Annotated in this window: 13 protein-coding genes and 2 tRNA genes; 8 read left to right on the top strand and 7 right to left on the bottom strand. The window is 73.3% G+C overall.

What is annotated here, in order from left to right; translation table 11 throughout:
- The first annotated feature begins 163 nt into the window (after positions 1-163).
- The gene (locus tag AC0680_RS34285) at positions 164-778 is read left to right on the top strand and encodes a helix-turn-helix domain-containing protein (RefSeq protein ID WP_478636746.1); all 615 of its coding nucleotides are present in this window, start codon (positions 164-166) and stop codon (positions 776-778) included.
- A 24-nt stretch (positions 779-802) separates the two neighbouring features.
- Here the strand turns inward: AC0680_RS34285 and AC0680_RS34280 are convergent, their stop codons facing one another.
- Together AC0680_RS34280 and AC0680_RS34275 are read right to left on the bottom strand one after the other, a co-directional pair.
- Entirely contained in the window at positions 803-1,435 is a 633-nt protein-coding gene (locus AC0680_RS34280; RefSeq protein WP_478636834.1) for an alpha/beta hydrolase family protein, read from the bottom strand.
- An 85-nt stretch (positions 1,436-1,520) separates the two neighbouring features.
- A complete protein-coding gene (locus AC0680_RS34275) occupies positions 1,521-2,351 on the bottom strand; it encodes an SOS response-associated peptidase (RefSeq protein ID WP_478636744.1) in 831 nt (276 codons plus the stop codon).
- 35 nt (positions 2,352-2,386) lie between these two features.
- Here AC0680_RS34275 and AC0680_RS34270 point away from each other — a divergent pair, with 35 nt between their 5' ends.
- The 4 genes from AC0680_RS34270 to AC0680_RS34255 all read left to right on the top strand — a co-directional run bounded on the left by AC0680_RS34270 (position 2,387) and on the right by AC0680_RS34255 (position 6,120).
- The gene (locus AC0680_RS34270; RefSeq protein ID WP_478636742.1) at positions 2,387-3,100 is read left to right on the top strand and encodes a M50 family metallopeptidase; all 714 of its coding nucleotides are present in this window, start codon (positions 2,387-2,389) and stop codon (positions 3,098-3,100) included.
- Between the two features lie 155 nt (positions 3,101-3,255).
- Positions 3,256-4,620 carry a 3-phosphoshikimate 1-carboxyvinyltransferase gene (aroA, locus tag AC0680_RS34265; RefSeq protein WP_478636740.1) on the top strand — a complete coding sequence of 455 codons (1,365 nt, stop codon included), beginning with the start codon at positions 3,256-3,258 and terminating at the stop codon, positions 4,618-4,620.
- Between the two features lie 14 nt (positions 4,621-4,634).
- Entirely contained in the window at positions 4,635-5,642 is a 1,008-nt protein-coding gene (gene rsgA / locus AC0680_RS34260) for a ribosome small subunit-dependent GTPase A (RefSeq protein WP_478636739.1), read from the top strand.
- 154 nt (positions 5,643-5,796) lie between these two features.
- Positions 5,797-6,120 carry a DMT family transporter gene (locus AC0680_RS34255; RefSeq protein WP_478636738.1) on the top strand — a complete coding sequence of 108 codons (324 nt, stop codon included), beginning with the start codon at positions 5,797-5,799 and terminating at the stop codon, positions 6,118-6,120.
- A gap of 78 nt (positions 6,121-6,198) precedes the next feature.
- Here AC0680_RS34255 and AC0680_RS34250 read toward each other — a convergent pair whose 3' ends face one another.
- The gene (locus tag AC0680_RS34250; protein WP_478636737.1) at positions 6,199-6,918 is read right to left on the bottom strand and encodes a TetR/AcrR family transcriptional regulator; all 720 of its coding nucleotides are present in this window, start codon (positions 6,916-6,918) and stop codon (positions 6,199-6,201) included.
- A 208-nt stretch (positions 6,919-7,126) separates the two neighbouring features.
- Between AC0680_RS34250 and hisN the strand changes: the two genes are divergently transcribed.
- Complete coding sequence (gene hisN, locus AC0680_RS34245) at positions 7,127-7,930, top strand: histidinol-phosphatase (protein WP_478636735.1); 804 nt, start codon at positions 7,127-7,129, stop codon at positions 7,928-7,930.
- Between the two features lie 162 nt (positions 7,931-8,092).
- Positions 8,093-8,494 (top strand): CBS domain-containing protein, encoded by a 402-nt coding sequence (locus tag AC0680_RS34240; RefSeq protein ID WP_478636833.1) that lies wholly within the window; start codon positions 8,093-8,095, stop codon positions 8,492-8,494.
- Positions 8,495-8,637: 143 nt separating this feature from the next.
- On the opposite strand, the gene AC0680_RS34235 is transcribed toward AC0680_RS34240, so the two are convergent.
- Positions 8,638-10,101 (bottom strand): catalase, encoded by a 1,464-nt coding sequence (locus AC0680_RS34235; RefSeq protein ID WP_478636733.1) that lies wholly within the window; start codon positions 10,099-10,101, stop codon positions 8,638-8,640.
- Positions 10,102-10,260: 159 nt separating this feature from the next.
- On the opposite strand from AC0680_RS34235, the gene AC0680_RS34230 reads away from it, so the two are divergent.
- Positions 10,261-10,680, top strand: a complete 420-nt coding sequence (locus tag AC0680_RS34230; RefSeq protein WP_384442920.1) for a Fur family transcriptional regulator — start codon at positions 10,261-10,263, stop codon at positions 10,678-10,680.
- Positions 10,681-10,900: 220 nt separating this feature from the next.
- Here AC0680_RS34230 and AC0680_RS34225 read toward each other — a convergent pair.
- The 3 genes from AC0680_RS34225 to AC0680_RS34215 form a co-directional block, all read right to left on the bottom strand.
- Positions 10,901-10,974, bottom strand: a tRNA-Met gene (locus tag AC0680_RS34225).
- Positions 10,975-11,126: 152 nt separating this feature from the next.
- Positions 11,127-12,968 carry a sel1 repeat family protein gene (locus AC0680_RS34220; protein ID WP_478636730.1) on the bottom strand — a complete coding sequence of 614 codons (1,842 nt, stop codon included), beginning with the start codon at positions 12,966-12,968 and terminating at the stop codon, positions 11,127-11,129.
- Between the two features lie 207 nt (positions 12,969-13,175).
- Positions 13,176-13,249 (bottom strand) — tRNA-Met (locus AC0680_RS34215).
- Positions 13,250-13,393: the final 144 nt, after the last annotated feature.

Genomic DNA, 13,393 nt, shown 5'->3' with positions numbered 1-13,393 from the left:
GCAAGCGATTCCCATGCGGCGGACTCCCATTCCTCATGCTTCGCCGGACGTACTCGACTACCTACGACACCCACAACAGCCGCATACGCCGGGTCATTCCCGCTCCGGACACCGATCTTCGCCAGGAGTTGACAAACCGCGTTGCCCCTTCGGCAATGGAGGGGTGGACGACACAGCACCGGACGACACGGACGGCACGGGCAGCGCCTATGAACGGGTGCTCAGCGAGGTGGGCCCGCGGTTGCGGCGGCTGCGCCAGGAGCGCGGGGTGACGCTCGCCGCGCTGTCCGAGGTGACCGGCATCTCGGTGAGCACCCTCTCGCGCCTGGAGTCCGGCGGCCGCCGGGCCACCCTCGAACTGCTGCTGCCGCTCGCGCACGCGCACCAGGTACCGCTGGACGAGCTGGTGGGGGCGCCGGAGGTGGGCGATCCGCGGGTACGCGCGGTACCGGTGCGGCGCGGGGACCGCACGGTGGTGCCGCTGACCCGCCAGCCGGGCGCCCTGCAGGCGTTCAAGCTGGTCATCGACCCGGGCGGCGGACCACCCGAGCAGCGTACGCACGAGGGGTACGAGTGGTTCTACGTCCTGTCCGGGCGGCTGCGGCTGCTGCTCGCCGACCGCGACGTGGAGCTGCGGGCCGGCGAGGCCGCCGAGTTCGACACCCGGCTGCCGCACTGGTTCGGCCCCGCGGGCGACGAGCCGGTGGAGCTGCTGAGCCTCTTCGGCAGGCAGGGCGAGCGGATGCACGTACGGGCCCGGCCGCGCGGGCAGGGGTGAGCGGCGGCCGGGCCGGCGGCGGGGTCAGCCGAACGTCCCGTCGAGCCAGGCCGCCACGGCCGCCGTGATCACCGCCATCGACTCCGCCTCGCCGACGCCCGCCTTCTTCGGCACCGCGAAGCCGTGGTCGCCGTGCGCGACCTCGGTGATCCGCGTCCCCGGCGGGAACTCGGCCGGCCGGCCGAACGGGTCGCGGCCGCCCTGGACGACCAGGGTCGGCACCCCGGCGCCGGTCAGCTCGTCCGCCCGGGACTTCTCCGGCCGCCCCGGAGGGTGCAGCGGGAAGCTGAGCGCCAGTACCGCCTCGGCGCCCAGCTCGCGCGCCGTACGGCAGGCCACCCGGGCACCCGCGCTCCGGCCGCCGGCGACCACCGGCAGGCCCGGCTTCTCCAGCGCCGGCCACAGCGCGGTCCACCCGGCGTCCAGGGTCTTCGGCGCGGGCGCCACCTTCTTGCCGGCCACCCGCCACGGCTGCTCGACCAGCGCCACGGTGTAGCCGCGGGCCGGCAGCGCGGCCGCCAGGGCCCGCAGATCGCGTGCCTCGATACCGCCGCCGGCGCCGTGGCTCAGGGCCACCACGGCCCGGGCCGGCGTCGCGTCGCGGTGCCAGGTGATCCGGGCGTCGCCCGCCGGTGTCGCGACCGTCTCGGTCTCCATCGCCCCTGTACTCATACGCCCCATCCTGCCCGCGCCGGCGCGGGAAGGGACACCCCAGCACGCCGGCGCCCGCGGCGGGCCGCCGTCAGAAAAGGGTGCCGACCTCCGGCCCGTCGAGCTCGGTCAGCAGCTCGGGCCCGTTGTTGCGGACGTTGCTGACCTCGGTGGGGACGGGGTAGGCGCGCATCAGGCCGGGCGGCGGAGGCGCGAGCAGCCCGCGCAGCTCGTCGGGGTCCGTACGGGCCGGGTCGAGCCAGGCGTCCCAGCGGTCCGGGGTCAGCACCAGCGGCATCCGGGGGTGGATCTCGGCCAGCGACTGCGGCCCCTCGCCGCCGCCCGCCCCGGCCAGCGGGGTGGACTCGGCCTCGGTGGTGACGACGGTGCAGGTCACCCACCAGGCCAGCGGGTGGTCGCCGGGCAGCGTCCGGTCCCGCCAGAACTCGTACAGCCCGGCCATCGCCATCACCGAGCCGTCCGCGGGCGTGACGAAGTACGGCTGCTTACGGGGCCGCTTCTTCCTGCCCTGCTCCTCCAGCTGCCGCTCGGCGGCGTCGGTGACCCACTCGAAGTAGCCGTCGCCGGGGAGCAGGCAGCGGCGGGTGGCGAACGCCTGCCGGAAGGACGGCTTCTCGTGCACCGTCTCGGACCGTGCGTTGATCATCCGCGCGGCGCCCTCGGGTGACTTCGACCACGACGGGACCAGGCCCCACTTCAGCGTCCGCAGCTGGCGCACCGGGCCCGGCGGGAACGCGGCGGCCGCCTCGCCCTTGAGGGGACGCTCCAGCACCACGTGCACCGGATCCGTCGGAGCCACGTTCCAACTGGGCGCCAGGGTCTCCTTCGGCTCCCACTGCCGCACGCCGAAGAGCCCCGCCACGTCCTCGGCCCGTCGGCTCGCCGCATACCTACCGCACATGCATGCCACACTGCCATGCCACACGAAGGGGAGACATGGACACCGACCACCTCACCGACATATGGAGCCGCGTCTTCGGGACCCAGCCCGCTCCTTCGCTCTGGCTGGTGATCATCACCGCGGTGCTCGCGCTGGGCGCCGTCGTCCCGAGGACCGCCTGGCGGCTGTCGCGCAACGCCGTCACCATCGCCCACGAGGGCGGGCACGGGCTGATCGCGCTGGTCACCGGCCGCCGCCTGGACGGCATCCGGCTGCACTCGGACACCTCGGGCCTGACCGTCTCGCGCGGCAAGCCGACCGGCCTCGGCATGGTGCTGACCGCGGCGGCCGGGTATGTCGCGCCGTCCCTGCTGGGCCTGGCGGGTGCCGCACTGCTCGCCGCGGGGCACATCACGGCGCTGCTGTGGGGCGCGACCCTCCTGCTGCTGGCGATGCTGGTCATGATCCGCAATGCCTACGGCGTGCTCACGGTCGTACTGGCCGGCGCCGCGTTCGTGCTGGTGTCCTGGCTGACGACGGCCGACGTGCAGGCGGCGTTCGCGTACGCGGTGGTGTGGTTCCTGCTGCTGGGCGGGGTGCGGCCGCCCTTCGAGCTGCAGGGCAAGCGGCGCCGGGGCGGAGCCGCGGACTCCGATCCGGACCAGCTGGCGCGGCTGACGAACGTCCCGGCGGCCCTCTGGCTCGGCCTGTTCCACGTGGTGACGCTGTGCTCCCTGATCGGCGGCGGGCGCTGGCTGCTCGGCCTCTGACGCCGCCGGCGGCCGCCCTCCCGTACCACCGCGCCCGGTGTGGCCGCCGGTTGTGCGCGCACGGCACGCGTGCTCACTACCAGTGCCGTGTTTCGGTGAGGTTGCGCCACTTTTGATCAAGATCGGCACCCTTGCCCAGCCATTAAAGTAAGGGCATGACCGAGAGCCCCGCACACCCCGCCCTGTGGCCCGCCCCCCTCGCCACGGGGGCCGTCGATGCAACCGTCACCGTGCCCGGCTCCAAATCGGTCACCAACCGCGGCCTGGTGCTGGCCGCCCTCTCCTCCGAGCCCGGCTGGCTGCGCCGCCCGCTGCGCTCCCGCGACACGCTGCTGATGGCCGAGGCCCTGCGCACGATGGGCGTCGGCATCGAGGAGACCGCGTCCTCCAGCTCCGCCGGCGAGGCGGGGCGGCCCGGCGGCGGTGAGGCCTGGCGGATCATCCCGGCAGGGCTGCACGGCCCGGCCACCATCGACGTCGGCAACGCCGGCACGGTCATGCGCTTCCTGCCGCCGGTCGCCGCCCTCGCCGACGGCCCGATCCGCTTCGACGGCGACCCGCGCTCCTACGAGCGCCCGCTCGGCGGCGTCATCGACGCACTGCGCGCCCTGGGCGCCCGGATCGACGACGACCACCGCGGCGCGCTCCCGATGACCGTCTTCGGCGGCGGCGCCCTGGACGGCGGCCCGGTCGAGATCGACGCCTCCTCCTCCTCCCAGTTCGTCAGCGCCCTGCTGCTGTCCGCGCCGCGCTTCAACCAGGGCGTCGAGGTCCGGCACGTCGGCGCGGCGCTGCCGTCGATGCCGCACATCCGGATGACCGTCGACATGCTGCGCAGCGTCGGCGCGCAGGTGGACACCCCCGAGGCCGGCGGCGAGCCGAACGTCTGGCGGGTGACGCCGGGCGCGCTGCTCGGCCGCGATCTGGTCGTCGAGCCGGACCTGTCCAACGCCCAGCCGTTCCTGGCCGCGGCGCTGGTCACCGGCGGCCGGGTCACCATTCCGGACTGGCCCGAGCACACCACCCAGCCCGGTGACGCGCTGCGCGAGATCTTCACCACCATGGGCGGCTCCTGCGAGCTGACCGAGCACGGCCTGACCTTCACCGGCAGCGGCCGGATCCACGGTATCGACGTCGACCTGAGCGAGGTCGGCGAGCTGACCCCGGGCATCGCCGCGGTCGCCGCGCTGGCCGACTCCCCGTCCACGCTGCGCGGGGTGGCGCACCTCCGGCTGCACGAGACCGACCGGCTGGCCGCGCTCACCAAGGAGCTCAACGAACTCGGCGGCGACGTCACCGAGACCGCGGACGGGCTGCACATCCGGCCGCGCCCGCTGCACGGCGGGATCTTCCACACCTACGAGGACCACCGCCTGGCCACCGCCGCCGCGGTGATCGGACTCGCGGTCGAGGGGGTGGAGGTGGAGAACGTCGCCACCACCGCCAAGACCCTGCCGGACTTCCCCGCGCTGTGGCGGGACATGCTCGACCCGGCGGCCGTCCCCGCCCGGAGAGCCTGAGGGGTACCGCCGCCATGCGCCGCTACGGCAAGAACCCCGACGAGGACGACATCCGCGTCCGCCCCAACCCCAAGGGCAACCGCCCCCGCACCAACATCCGCCCCAAGCACGAGGACGCCGGCGCGGGCCTGGTCCTGACCGTCGACCGCGGCCGGCTGACCTGCCTCATCGAGGGCCGTACGGTCACCGCGATGAAGGCCCGCGAACTGGGCCGCAAGAGCGCGGTGGTCGGTGACCGGGTCGCCGTCGTCGGCGATCTGAGCGGCGCCAAGGACACCCTCGCCCGGATCGTCCGGGTCGAGCCGCGCACCTCGACGCTGCGCCGTACGGCCGATGACGACGACCCCTACGAGCGGGTCGTGGTCGCCAACGCCGACCAGCTCGCGATCGTCACCGCGCTCGCCGACCCCGAGCCGCGCCCCCGGCTCATCGACCGCTGCCTGGTCGCCGCCTACGACGCGGGCCTGGACCCGCTGCTGGTGCTGACCAAGTCCGATCTGGCCTCCGCGGACGCCCTGTTGGAGTCCTACGGCGCGCTCGGTGTCCCCTACATCGTCACCAACCGCGACGAGCTGGCCGACGGCAGCGCCGCCGAGCGGGTCAGGGCCGCGCTGACAGGCCGTATGACCGCGTTCGTCGGGCACTCCGGTGTCGGCAAGACGACCCTGGTCAACGCCCTGGTCCCGGAGCGCCGTCGGGCCACCGGGCATGTCAACGCGGTCACCGGCCGCGGCCGGCACACCACCACCTCCGCGCTGGCGCTGCCGCTGCCCGGCGACTCGGGCTGGGTCATCGACACCCCGGGAGTGCGCTCCTTCGGGCTGGCGCACATCGACCCGTCCCGGGTCATCCATGCCTTCCCCGACCTGGAGCCGGGCACCGCCGACTGCCCGCGCGCCTGCAGCCATGACGAGCAGGACTGCGCGCTGGACGCCTGGGTCGGCGACGGTCACGCCGAACCGGCCCGCCTCTATTCGCTGCGCCGCCTGCTGGCCACCCGCGAGCGACGCGAGGGCGACTGACCGCCGGCTCCTCTCCTGCCGCCTGCGCCGAGTGAGGGCATAATCACACAAGGCCGGCGAACTGGTATCGGGGTCCTGGCCACCCGGACGGGGCTCCAGATGAGTGCGGGGGACGTCCTGCCGCCACTCATCCAGCTGACGGAGGCAATGGGTCATGGCGTGGCTGCTGGTGGTGGTGGCGGGGCTCCTGGAGACCGGCTTCGCGGTCTGTCTGAAGCTCTCGCACGGCTTCACCCGTCTGTACCCGACCATCGCCTTCGCCGTCTTCGCGCTGGGCAGCTTCGGCCTGCTGACGCTGGCGCTGCGCAAGCTGGACGTCGGCCCGGCGTACGCGGTGTGGACCGGCATCGGCGCGGCGGGCACCGCGATCTACGGCATGGTCTTCCTCGGCGACCTGGTCTCCACGCTGAAGATCGTCTCCATCACGATGGTCATCGTGGGCGTGGTCGGGCTGCAGTTGTCGGGGTCCGCGCACTGAGGTCCGGGGGGCGCTGCCACCGGCGCACCGGGCGTGAGCCCGCCGGCCGCCGTGCGCCGGCGCCGCGGTGACGCCCCGTCAGTGCCGGGCGCCCGGCTCCGAGCCGTCCGGCAGCCGCGCGAAGGCCCCCCGTACGAGCCGCGACACCGCCTCCGTCTCCGCCTCCCGCCGCGTCCGCCGCGCCGGCAGGCGCCCCGGCGCCGGCCCCGCCGCCGGGGCGACCACACAGGACAGCGTCAGCCGCGCCGCGGTCTCGCAGGCGGCGCCGAGGGCGGCCCGCTCCTCCTCGGGCCAGCCCGGCTCCAGGACCGCGACGGCCTGATCGCGGAGCCGGCCGACGAGCTCGGCGGGCTCGGGCAGCGGCCCTTCGGCGGACGGCGCCCTGCGCTGCGCGGGGACGCCCGGCCGGGCACTCCCGGCCGGCGCCGGGTCCGCCGCCGGAGCCGGCAGCCGGTCTCCCCAACAGCCGGTCAGCGCGGCCCTGACCAGGGGGTTGACGCGCGCGGTGCGCAGCGTCCAGGTGGCCACGGCCGCCATCCGGGCCGCCGCGTCGGCCCGCGTCCCGGCGTCCGGGGCGCCGCCGCGGGCCAGCGCCCTGGCGACCCCGGCGAGGTAGCCGTCGGTCTCCCGGCGCACCAGGGCGCGGGCGAGGCCCTCCTTGCTGCCGAACTCGTTGTAGAGCGTCTGCCGGGAGACCCCGGCCGCGGCGGCGACATCGACCATCCGTACGGCCGTCCAGGCCCGGGCCAGCAATGCCGTATAGGCGGCATCCAGCAGGGATTCACGCGCTGCGGACATCCATCGCCTCCCCGGACGCCGGCCCAGGTGGCCGGTTTTCGCACAGAATTGACGTGGCATCAGGGGCTGTCAAGGGGCGTGACAGCCCCATCGCCCCGCGCCCCCGCGCATGCCGCGCTCCGGCGCCGCCCCCCGGCCGGAGCACGCCACACGCCCGGCGGACCGTGGCCGTGTGGCTCCGGCGTATACCAATGGATACTGTTCGCACATGCCCGACTATCACGATGATCTTCGCCTCGGCCATGTACTCGCCGACGCCGCGGACGCCGCCACCATGGAGCGCTTCAAGGCGCTCGACCTCAAGGTCGAGACCAAACCGGACATGACGCCGGTGAGCGAGGCGGACAAGGGCGCCGAGGAGCTGATCCGCAGCCAGCTCCAGCGGGCCCGGCCACGGGACGCGGTGCTCGGCGAGGAGTTCGGCAGCGAGGGCGCGGGGCCGCGCCGCTGGATCATCGACCCGATCGACGGCACGAAGAACTACGTCCGCGGTGTGCCGGTCTGGGCGACGCTGATCGCGCTGATGGAGCGCGGCGAGGGCGGCGACCGCCCGGTGGTCGGCATCGTCTCCGCGCCGGCGCTCAACCGCCGCTGGTGGGCCGCGGAGGGCCTGGGGGCCTTCACCGGCCGCAGCCTGACCTCCGCGACCCGGCTGCATGTGTCCAGGGTCGGCCGCATCCAGGACGCGTCGTTCGCGTACTCCTCGCTGACCGGCTGGGAGGAGCGCGGCAACCTCGCGGGCTTCCTCGACCTGAGCCGGGACTGCTGGCGCACCCGGGCCTACGGCGACTTCTGGCCGTACATGATGGTCGCCGAGGGCTCGGTGGACATCTGCGCGGAGCCGGAGCTGTCGCTGTGGGACATGGCGGCCTGCGCGGTGGTGGTGAAGGAGGCGGGGGGTCAGTTCTCCGGCCTGGACGGCAAGCCCGGTCCGCACAGCGGCAACGCGGCGGCCTCCAACGGCCTGCTGCACGAGGATCTGCTGAGCTACCTCGGCGACGACAAGCGCTGACCTGCGCCAACGCGGCTGAGGGGGCGGGTAATCGGACTGGCGTCCAGCATCCGCCCCTTGTTGCATCGACGACGGCATGTGAACATGAGAATCCCCCACTTTGTGAACTTGTGAATTCCTTCGCAAGCACATTCACCAAGGAGGTGGCTCCGCTCCATGCCCATGTACGTCAAAGACGCCATGAGCACGGTGGTCCTCACCATCGGGCCCGCTCACACCCTCCGCCAGGCGGCACAGCTGATGGCGGCCCGCCGCATCGGCTCGGCCGTGGTCCTCGACAACGACAACAGCGGCATCGGCATCCTCACCGAGCGCGACATCCTCAACTCGCTGGGCGCGGGCGAGAACCCCGACCGGGAGACCGCCCAGACCCACACCACCCCCGATGTGGTCTTCGCCGCCCCGGACTGGACCCTGGACGACGCCGCGGACGCCATGGTGCGCGGTGGCTTCCGCCATCTGATCGTGCTGGACGGCCATGAGCCGGTCGGCATCGTGTCCGTGCGCGACATCATCCGCTGCTGGTCACCCGTGGCCGCACGAGCGGGTGCCGTACCGGCCTGACACCAGGGCCGGATACGCGAAGAGGCCGGAGCCCATCGGCATCCGGCCTCTTCGGTTGTTACGGCAAGCGGCTCCCGGGCAACCCCCACGGCGAGCCACCGCATCCGCGAGAGCGGTGGCAGCCCGGCCGCACAGGGCCCATGTCAGCCGCGCAGGGCCTGGACCGCGGCGTCCAGCCGCTTGCCGTAGTCCGCGTCCGCCTTGCGGAAGTTCTCGATCGCCCGCTGGGCGATGTCGTCGCGGGAGACCTTGGCGATGAAGCCCGCCAGGTTGTCGATCAGGCGCTCCTTCTCGTCCTCCGACATCAGGCGGTAGAGGTTGCCGGCCTGGACGAAGTCGTTGTCCTCCGCGTGCGAGGGCGCGGCCTGCTCACCCGTGGCGCCGGTGACGGGCGCCGGCTGCCACAGCGGCCGGCCGGTCTCGACCGGGCCGCCGAAGCTGTTGGGCTCGTAGTTCTTCTGGCCGGCGTGGCGGCCGTCGTAGAGCACCCCGTCCCGGCCGTGGGTGCGCGCCTCGGTGGCGTGCGGGCGGTTGACCGGCAGGTGGTCGGCGTTGATGCCGACGCGGTAGCGGTGCGCGTCGCCGTACGCGAAGAGGCGGCCCTGCAGCATCTTGTCGGGGGACGGGCCGATGCCCGGCACGAAGTGGTGCGGAGAGAAGATCGACTGCTCGACCTCGGCGAAGATGTTCTGCGGGTTGCGGTTGAGCTCCAGCTTGCCGATCTCGATCGGCGGGTAGTCCTCGTGCGGCCAGACCTTGGTCAGGTCGAACGGGTTGAAGCGGTAGTTCGCCGCGTCGGCCGCGGGCATGATCTGCACCTGCACGGTCCAGGTCGGGAAGTCGCCCTGCTCGATGGCCGTGCGCAGGTCACGCTGGTGGCTGTCCGGGTCCTCACCGGCGAGCTTGTTGGCCTCGTCCTGGGTGAGGTTCTTGATGCCCTGGTCGGTCTTGAAGTGGTACTTGACCCAGAAGACCTCGCCCGCCTCGTTGTTCCACTGGAAGGTGTGCGAGCCGTAGCCGTTGAGGTGGCGGTACGAGGCCGGGATGCCGCGGTCACCGAACAGCCAGGTCACCTGGTGGGTGGACTCGGGCGACAGACCCCAGAAGTCCCAGACGTTGTCCGCCTCCTGCGAGCCGGTGTACGGGTCGCGCTTCTGGGTGTGGATGAAGTCCGGGAACTTGATGGCGTCCTTGATGAAGAACACCGGGGTGTTGTTGCCGACGAGGTCGTAGTTGCCCTCCTCGGTGTAGAACTTCAGCGCGAAGCCGCGCGGGTCACGCACGGCGTCGGCGGCACCGAGGTTGCCCGCGACCGTGGAGAACCGCAGGAAGGTCTCGGTCTGCTTGCCGACCTCGGAGAGGAACTTGGCGCGGGTGTACTTGGTCACGTCCGCGGTCACCGTGAACGTGCCGTACGCACCGGCGCCGCGGGCGTGCACGATGCGCTCCGGGATGCGCTCGCGGTTGAAGTGCGCCAGCTTCTCGATCAGGAGCTGGTCCTGAATGAGGCCGGGTCCGCCGATGCCGGCCGTCTCGCTGTTCTGGTTGTCCGCGACCGGAGCCCCGGTCTCCGTGGTCAGCGGTCCGGTGCTGCTCTCTACCGACACGTGCGCCTCCTGAAGTCTTCTACACCTGCCCTTGGCTTGCGCCGAACCCGATCCTACATTGGACAATGTCTAAGTCAAGAAGTGCACGAAAGCCGTACTCAATCCGGTGATGGACCGGCCACTGCTACCCTGGCTCTATCTGACTGATAGGTGATTGGCATGAGTGACCTGCTGGAACGGCTCCGGGGACGCGGCTGGCGGCTGACCGCGCAGCGACGCGTCGTCGCCGAGGTCCTCGACGGGGACCACGTCCACTACACCGCCGACGAAGTGCACGCGCTGGCATCCGAACGACTCCCGGAGATCTCCCGCGCCACCGTCTACAACACCCTGGGCGAGCTGGTCTCGCTCGGCGAGGTGATCGAGGTGAGCACGGACGGCCGCGCCAAGCGCTACGACCCCAACGCCCATCACGACCACCAGCACCTCGTCTGCTCGCAGTGCGGCACGATCCGCGACGTGCACGTCCAGGGCGACCCGCTGTCCGCCCTGCCCGAGCCGGAGCGCTACGGCTTCCAGGTCTCCGAGGTCACGGTGACCTACCGGGGCATCTGCCCGCACTGCAGCGGCACGCACTGACGCACCGGCGAGCCCGCCCCCGTTCCGGCGGGCCACGCCGCACTTCGACCCGAGAGCCCGCGCCCGTCCGGCCGCGGGCTCTTGCGTGCACCCCGCGCCGCCTGCGCCCGCCTGCGAGCCCGTCGACCGCGGGCCCGCAGGAAGCGGCGGAGGCGGCCGTAGCGGCCCGCAGACACGACGAAGGCCCGGATCCCATGGAATCCGGGCCTTGGCCTGTGAGTAGCGGGGACAGGATTTGAACCTGCGACCTCTGGGTTATGAGCCCAGCGAGCTACCGAGCTGCTCCACCCCGCGTCGTTGTGGGTTTACTCTAACCCCGGCCCGACGACCAGCGCAAATCCCTTTCCCACCGCCCGGGAACCGGCCCGAAGCCCCCGGGGGCTTTCAGGCCCCCACGGCCGGCGGGCGGGCCTTCCGGATCGGGACCCCGACCCGGAAGGCCCGCGCTACGCGCTGAGCTCGTCCTGGAGCGCGGCACGCAGCCGCGCCGCGCGCTCCGCCACCTCCGGCGGCCCCAGCTCGACGGCGCGCGCACACCAGGCCTGCGCCTCCGCCAGCGCGCCGCGCCGGGCGGCGATCAGCGCCAGCCGCAGGGCCGCCCGGCCGTGCCCGGCCTCGGCGGCCCGCTGCCACCACAGGGCCGCCTCGGGGAGGCTGCCCTCACGGGCCAGCAGCAGCCCCAGGTTGAAGGCGCCGTTGCGGCTGCCGGACTCGGCCGCCGTGCGGTACCAGTCCGCGGCCTCGGCGAGCTCACCCCGAGCCGCCGCGAACATGCCAACCCGAACCTGGGCGCGGCGATGGCCCTGCCGGGCGGCCCGCTCGTACCACTGCATGCTCTCGTCGTCCGCCGCCCGCTCGCTGTCGGCCAGCCCCTCCCCCGCCGCCGCGGCCCTGCGGTCCAGCAGGTCCGCGAGCCGGAAGGCGGCCTCGGCGCTGCCGCCGCCGGCCGCACAGCGCAGATTGCGCTCCGCGCGCTGGAGCTCGCCGTCCCGCAGCTGCACGATGGCGACCTGCAGCGCCGCCTCGGTGTGCCCGGCCGCGGCCGCCCGCTCGTACCAGGTGTGCGCCATCCGCTCCTCGCCGCGCCCGGCGAAGAGAATGCCGAGGTTGAACGCGGCATCCACGCTGCCCGCCTCGGCCGCCTTGGAGAACCACGGCTCGGCCCCCGAGGCGTCGCCGCGCTGCAGCAGCAGGATGGCCAGCGCGTTGGCCGCCTCGCGGTGCCCGGCGTAGGCGGCGCGGCGGTACCACTGCTCGCCGCGCCCGGCCCGGCCCTGCCGGGCGCACAGCAGCCCGATGTTGTAGGCCCCGTTGACGTCCCCGGCGTCCAGCGCGACGCGGTACCAGCGCTCGGCGCTCTGCAGCTCGCCGCGTTCGGCGTGCAGTGCGCCCAGCGCGTTGGCGGCGTTGCCGTCGCCGTCCTGGGCGGCGCGCCGCCACCACTCCGCGGCGCTCTCCTCGTCGCCGGCGTCGCGCAGCAGGTAGCCCAGCGCGCAGGCCGCGCGCGCCTCACCGTCCTTGGCGGCGGACAAATACCAGCGGCCCGCCTCCTGGACGTCGCCGCGGTCCTCCAGGAGCGCGCCCAGTTGCAGCGCCGCCCTGCGGTGGCCGCGCGCGGCGGCTTGGCGGTACCACTGCTCGGCCTCCTCCTGCTGGTTCAGCTCGCCGTACGCGGTGGCCGCCCGGCGGTCCGCGTCGCGGCCGTCCTCGATCAGCCGGGCGAGGCGGTAGGCGGCCTCGCGGTGGCCCCGCTCGGCGGCGGCCCGGAACCAGCGCTCGGCGCCGATGTCGCCGCGGTGCTCCAGCAGGTCGGCGAGGGCGTACGCACCCAGGCAGTGGCCCGACTCGGCGGACTGGCGCAGCCAGTACTCGGCGGCCGGCTCGTCGCCACGCTCGCGGTAGTGCCGGCCCAGGGCGTGCGCGGCGGCGGCGGATCCGGCGACGGCGGCGATCCGCCACCAGCCGGCCGCCTCGTCCCCGTAGCCGCGCTGGTGCAGCAGAACGCCGAGGTTGTTGGCCGCGGCGCGGTCCCCGGCGGCGGCCGCGGAGCGCAGATGCGGCTCGGCGCCGTCGAGGTCACCGCGGCGCAGCAGCATCGCGCCGAGGGCGCTCATCGCGGCGGTGTCGCCCGCCTCGGCCGCCCGCCGGTGGCCGGTCTCGGTCACGGCATCCGACGCTTCGGCGGCCTCCATCGCGTCCATCTGCAGCTCGGATTCGCGCCCGTCGTCGGGCGCATGCACAAACCGGTCCGTCTCCAACAACCTTGCCTTGTCCCCCATAAGACCCATCGTCGCATCACCTGTAACCCGCGTACACCTGGTATACCGCAGCCAGTGAGGTCACTTCAGCGGTTTGTCGACTTCCCGACACGGCGACTTGTCAAACTCAAGCACACAGGTTCCCTACATAGGCCGCGCGACCCGGCCTTCCTCAGGATCGACCCGAACGCATGACGAAGGCCCGGATCCGTTCGGATCCAGGCCTTCGGCTTTCCGTAGCGGGGACAGGATTTGAACCTGCGACCTCTGGGTTATGAGCCCAGCGAGCTACCGAGCTGCTCCACCCCGCGTCGTTGTGCCATCAATCTATCACGGCAGAGGGCCGGCCCTGGCAGTGGCGCGGGGGGGGGGGGGGGGGGGGGGGGGGGGGGGGGGGGGGGGGGGGGGGGGGGGGGGGGGGGGGGGGGGGGGGGGGGGGGGGGGGGGGGGGGGGG

It is taken from the genome of Streptomyces sp. NPDC043738, assembly GCF_056436545.1.
This window is presented reverse-complemented; position numbering and strand designations above follow the sequence as displayed.

Excerpts from the sequence above, each read along its gene's own strand:
- AC0680_RS34280 (WP_478636834.1), bottom strand. The coding sequence starts at position 1,435 with ATGGAGACCGAGACGGTCGCGACACCGGCGGGCGACGCCCGGATCACC.
- AC0680_RS34275 (WP_478636744.1), bottom strand. The coding sequence starts at position 2,351 with ATGTGCGGTAGGTATGCGGCGAGCCGACGGGCCGAGGACGTGGCGGGG.
- AC0680_RS34270 (WP_478636742.1), top strand. The coding sequence starts at position 2,387 with ATGGACACCGACCACCTCACCGACATATGGAGCCGCGTCTTCGGGACC.
- aroA (WP_478636740.1), top strand. The coding sequence starts at position 3,256 with ATGACCGAGAGCCCCGCACACCCCGCCCTGTGGCCCGCCCCCCTCGCC.
- rsgA (WP_478636739.1), top strand. The coding sequence starts at position 4,635 with ATGCGCCGCTACGGCAAGAACCCCGACGAGGACGACATCCGCGTCCGC.
- AC0680_RS34255 (WP_478636738.1), top strand. The coding sequence starts at position 5,797 with ATGGCGTGGCTGCTGGTGGTGGTGGCGGGGCTCCTGGAGACCGGCTTC.
- AC0680_RS34250 (WP_478636737.1), bottom strand. The coding sequence starts at position 6,918 with ATGTCCGCAGCGCGTGAATCCCTGCTGGATGCCGCCTATACGGCATTG.
- hisN (WP_478636735.1), top strand. The coding sequence starts at position 7,127 with ATGCCCGACTATCACGATGATCTTCGCCTCGGCCATGTACTCGCCGAC.
- AC0680_RS34240 (WP_478636833.1), top strand. The coding sequence starts at position 8,093 with ATGTACGTCAAAGACGCCATGAGCACGGTGGTCCTCACCATCGGGCCC.
- AC0680_RS34230 (WP_384442920.1), top strand. The coding sequence starts at position 10,261 with ATGAGTGACCTGCTGGAACGGCTCCGGGGACGCGGCTGGCGGCTGACC.
- AC0680_RS34220 (WP_478636730.1), bottom strand. The coding sequence starts at position 12,968 with ATGGGTCTTATGGGGGACAAGGCAAGGTTGTTGGAGACGGACCGGTTT.